The following is a 4637-nucleotide window of genomic DNA, read 5'->3' on the forward strand; positions in this document are numbered from 1 at the left end:
CCTTTTCGGTGATACGATAATGCTCTCGCCCGAGCCTTGCGGCACCTCCACCTGAAACTTTCCCGTACTACCCGGCTCATGATTACGAGCAACGACAAAGCCAATATCACCATTAAAAACACCCAAGTCTGCGTGATTTTTAGTAATAAGAATGGCCTTACCATGATACAGGAAAGATCCGGTATCAACATTGGCGGAATAGTGCCCCGGTAGCATCGCCAGCAAACTTCGTTCAATATAATTATTCATAGCGATCACACCCTGCTCGCCCTCATGAGTCGAACATAGCAATTGGAAGTCAGCAAAGGCACTATTCAATGCTGCGATATCTGCTTGCTTCTGCACCGCCTCAAAATAGCTTTGATAGGCTGCCGTGATTGAGTGATGAACTTGCTGAGCATTCATTTCAGCTTGGTTTTCACCCTCTTGATAGTCGAACCATCGTACCTGCTTGTTATTGCTATCTAAGTGGCGACTAATGCAAAAGTCATTTTGAAAACCGATAAAATTACCGGCATTAATTTGCTCGGCAGCGCGCTTAAGTTCTCCACCAAAGCGGTAGGTCTTTCTCAAATAGCAAAGCGCTTGATTAATGCCTTCACTCGCTACTTTTTTGTCGACAGCTGGAGTTAGAAAGACTCCTGACTCATAGCCAGTCAGACTTGCCAGACGATCGGCAAATTCGCTACTATAAGACATATCCTCAAAACGCCTAACCGTCTCTGAGAATACCTCGCCCGGCTCCACGGGTGGCAGCTGATAAGGGTCACCCATAAAGATCACTTGTGTGGTGTCAGGCACGGTTTTGATTAACGCATGCATTAAAGCCAAGTCGATCATTGATGACTCATCAACAATTAAGATATCAGCTTCAGTAAGTGCAATTTCACTCCGCCCCGAAAAGAGGCTCTCTGCGTTAAGTTTTTCTGAATAAGAGTGTTGCGAAGGTAAAGCTTTATGGTCGATTAAGAAACGGTGTATCGTCTCACCATTAGCAGGCAAACACGCGCTAAGTGGAAGCATATCTGAGCCTTCTAGCACAGCCTGCTCAGTTTCGATTCGCTTAAGTTGGAAGGCGATTGAGTCCGCTAGACGAACGGCAGCCTTTCCTGTCGGGGCGAGCAACCTTACTTTTGCTGGTCGGCCCAAACGTAGCCTGAATGATTGATCGACCAAGTGCAACAGGCTTGCTGCTGTGGTGGTTTTTCCGGTACCGGGTCCCCCAGCAATCAAAGTTGTTTTTTGCAGCAAAGCATGTGCAGCTGCAACGGCTTGCCAGTCTGGTTTCTCGTCTGAGTCCACACCATTTAATGCAAACATGCTTTTTAAACACTGACTCAAACGATCCAACTGAGACTCGCTGAGTGCTTCGTCACTCAGGCTTTCACTGCTCACCCTTTTCGCTAACCAAGCTTCGAATTCACACTGTAGATTCCAATAACGAGTCAAATACAGCTTATCACCCGAAACAACCAAGGGCTTGACACTCTGTTTTGCATGCAGCCTCTTATGAGCTCTCGCTTGTGAGAAGTCATCGACGACGGAGAGCTGCAATAAGCTAGCTTTGAAGTCGTGATCAAGTCCTATCTTATGAGCTGACAAGGCAATACAGATTTGCCCCTTACTCGTCGCGTAGGACAGTTCACAGATTAAAAGCGCTAAGCTGCTGGCATGCTGTCGCTCTTCTTCTAACAAACCTTTAACCACAAACTCTGCGGCGTAAAGATCAAGCCAGCGATATGCAGTATTTTGTGCCTCGACCTGCTGAGCAAGGTTTTTCAGTACAGGCGTTTTAATTAAACTCATGCGCCCTCCAAATGCAGGTCGAGTGCTTCTATCAAAGCCGCTTCAGGTTTGATGAAATAGACACCCGTTTGCGATGCGCCCAACTCGTTCCCATCAGAGTTAAGTGGCATACCACGAAGATAGAGATAATATACACCACCAAAATCTCGTTCATAACGATAAGCAGCTCCCAAGCGTGCTTTTAGATAGCGATGTAAGGCAAGACTATAGATGAGGTACTGTAAGTCATAGCGGTGATCAAGCATCGCTTCAGAAAGTTTGTCGTGCGTATAATCTTCAAGTTGATCGCCTAGGTAATTCGATTTGTAATCTAGCAGAAAGTACTGCCCTTCTTTGACGAAAACCAAGTCAATGGCGCCTTTTAAGTGCCCTTCAAATGAAGCAAACTCAAGTGTTGGAACGGTCGACGCGTACGACTGAAGCAATTCATTAATACGCCCGATTTGGCAGCGCTGAACTTTAAAGTAAAACTCCATTTCTGCTTGAAAGTCACTTAGTGGCAATTGCGATAAGGAAAAGTTGTCGCTTAGCTTGGCATCTAGAATATTTTTTAACCACTCGCTTAAATAGGCAGACCAAAAAGGCAAAGCGCCTTCATCAACAAGGCGACTTAATGACAGTTTTTCTGCAATCATGTCTCGTAGGCTCAGAGGCTGGCCATCTGAGCGTAGTTTGGTGAGCGGCTGAGCCGTTTCGAATTCAATACTTTCAAACAAGGTATGTAAAAAAGTACCCGCCTTACTACCTCGGGGAAAGTCAAAAATGCTTAACTCTCGCTCTTCGCTTTCCGCTACGGGCTCTTTCGACGGCGTGCGACTATTGGAGCCTGGTGATGTCGTAATATGCTGACGCGCATGGCTTTCCTGCATTAGCCCGGTAAAGCTTTGAACTCGCCATTGGCTACTCAACCCTCTATCTAGCAGTTCACAAGCAATCGCCTCTTGCCGACCCTTGTCACGACCCTGTTCTGATTTAAAGTGCGCAAAACGATGTTGCTTTAGGCTCTCGCTTAAATCATCTTCGTCGAGTAAGTTAAATTGAATGACACCATTTGATTGTGCAGCCAAACCCTCTAAAGCCGAACGGTAGTTATCCTCGTCCAAACCTTCAAGTATTGCTTCACGGTCAAGCAGATAAGCCCAGGCAGTTTTCGCTACCCCCAAACTAAGTACGCCCGCGCCTTTATAAAAGTAGGTACCAAGGAAGCATTGATATTTTGCTCGTGTCAGTGCGACATATAATAAGCGGATATCTTCAGCCAGCCGCTCTCGGTCCACCAAACTGACATTTGACTCTTGCTTGAGTAAGTCGAGGTTTAACTTGCCGCTCTGATCATAAAACCACGCCATATCAGCACCACGGCCTGTGAATACAAACGGTAGAAAGACATAGGGATACTCTAAGCCCTTACTTTTGTGAATCGTGACGATACGAATTAGCTGTTCATCACTTTCAAGACGTAGACGACTCTCATCATCAGCCAGTACCGACGCTGAAATATTCTGACGAAACCAACGCAGTAGCGCAAAGTGACCACGTGTGACTTGCGCCTGACTTTGTAATAACTCCGCTAGCTGATTAACATTACTAAGGCGTCTTTCCCAGTCCTGGAACTGTGAGGCATCCTGGTGCCAAGATGCATAGACACCCAAGCGACTCATAGCGTCACGTATCGCGGCTAAGACTCCATGGCGATTCCAACATTTATGCAAGTCATTAAACAGTTCGAGATAATACTCCAAAACACTATCGTTATTTCGAATATCCAAGAGGCGTTCGTCGTCGATGCAAAAGAATAATTCAGACAGACAGCTCATTAGCAGATACTCATCACCCGGCTCTGCTATCGCTGCAAGCAAGCGATAAATGGCCTGCGCTTCTTCACTATCGTAAATATTGCTCTTGCCTTCGTAGCTTGCACTTAAGCCATAGCGTGCAAGGCGTTGCTTAACTAGCTCGGCCTCTTTTCCTGAACGAACTAATACGGCAATGTCTGAGTAAGCGGCCTTTCCTTCAGTCAGCAATGCAAGAATTTGTTGGACGCAATGATCGGCAAGTATGGAGGTCATCGCTTTTATATCACGTCCTTCAGGTCTTACTTGAGTGATGCAAAACGCAGGCTGACCACGCAAGTGCTCGGGTGTACTCTTCGCCGCGTTTACAGCGTTAAAAGGGATGTCTTCTGCGATAAATGGATTCGATTCGCGCTGGAATACCTGATTTACTGCTGTGACCATCTCAGGCGAAGAACGCCAATTGGTATCCATTGTGAACTGGTGGCCACGCGGGTGTTTGTCAATATCCTGCTTAGCTCTGAGGTAGGTGGCGATATCCCCGCCTCGAAAAGCATAGATTGCTTGCTTAGGGTCACCAATAAGCACCATCGAGGCATCTTTGCGAGACTCAATGCTTGACGAGAAAATACTCGAAAAGATATGGTATTGCTCACGATCGGTATCTTGAAATTCATCAATCAACGCTACTGAAAAGCGCTCGCGCACCGTATTAATTAATATATTACGTGTATCTTCGTCAGACAAAGCATTCGCTACGTTCAATATCAGGTCATCAAAACTGACAGCTTGTTGCCGTTCTTTCTCTTCATTGAACCGTTTACTGATCTCCTGGAAGCTTTGCACCAAGAACACTTCGCGTGAGCCAACTGGAAGTTTTCTCAGGTGCGCTTCTACAAAATTGAAGTAGGCATGCTCTGGAGGCACTCCACCCTTCTTCACGTCTTGGCTTAAATACCCTGGAGTAAAGACTTCAAACAGATTCTTACGTTTACTGGCTTTAGGAAAGTCGAAACTTGTGAACTCGGCTTCGCACCA

2 protein-coding genes are annotated in these 4637 nt (G+C 46.2%); both read right to left on the reverse strand.

The window, feature by feature from the left end; translation table 11 throughout:
• A partial coding sequence (locus A3756_RS08945) for an AAA family ATPase (protein ID WP_068553361.1) occupies positions 1-1806 on the reverse strand: 1806 nt, incomplete at its 3' end.
• The coding region (locus A3756_RS08950) for a 3'-5' exonuclease (protein WP_082865165.1) at positions 1803-4637 on the reverse strand (2835 nt) is incomplete at its 5' end. The genes A3756_RS08945 and A3756_RS08950, both read right to left, overlap by 4 nt.

The organism is Oleiphilus sp. HI0086 (genome assembly GCF_001635225.1).